This window comes from Streptomyces marokkonensis (assembly GCF_008312835.1).
Lineage (GTDB): Bacteria > Actinomycetota > Actinomycetes > Streptomycetales > Streptomycetaceae > Streptomyces > Streptomyces marokkonensis_A.
The window spans coordinates 1-524 of the sequence record NZ_VSKS01000079.1 but is presented as its reverse complement, the minus strand read 5'-3'; the positions used below and the strand labels follow the sequence as shown (position 1 = coordinate 524).

The 524-nt window shown below is 67.0% G+C and carries 1 protein-coding gene; it reads right to left on the bottom strand.

Annotated features, from left to right (window positions below; translation table 11 throughout):
• Positions 1 to 524, bottom strand: a 524-nt coding sequence (locus F1615_RS35490; RefSeq protein WP_244328984.1) for a glycosyl hydrolase, incomplete at both ends; no start/stop codon positions are given.

Genomic DNA, 524 nt, shown 5'->3' with positions numbered 1-524 from the left:
GGGAGGAAGTTGATGCCGTGGATCTCCTCGGGGTTGGCGGTCCACCAGGTGGCGTAGGCGCCGCCGCTGCTCCACACCATGCCCACGACGTCGTGGGTGAAGTCCTCGGGGTAGACCTGCTGGTCGGCGTCGAACCAGTACTGCGCGATCGACTCCGACTCCGTCATCATCATGTAGACGCCCTGGTCGCGCAGCGCCTTGTCGCCCATGGCCGAGCCCCACATGATCAGGCCGGCGCTGAGGTTGATCGACTCCGAGGACGACTCCTGGTTGTTGCCGGCGGCGAAGGCCTCGTGGCCGGCGGCCCAGCTGTGGCCCGCGTAGACGTCGAAGCCGCGCAGGAACGGGTACTTGGCACTGTCCCTGGCCGGGTTGGCCGCGTCCTTGATGAGCTCCTTCACCATGCCGCCCCACTCGGAGTCGGCGGCCCACCGCGGGTCGTACTGCGCCACGATCGCCGCGGCCATCACGTAGTACGAGTAGTGGAAGTGGTGGTCGTTCAGCTCCTGGTCACTGCCGTAGGA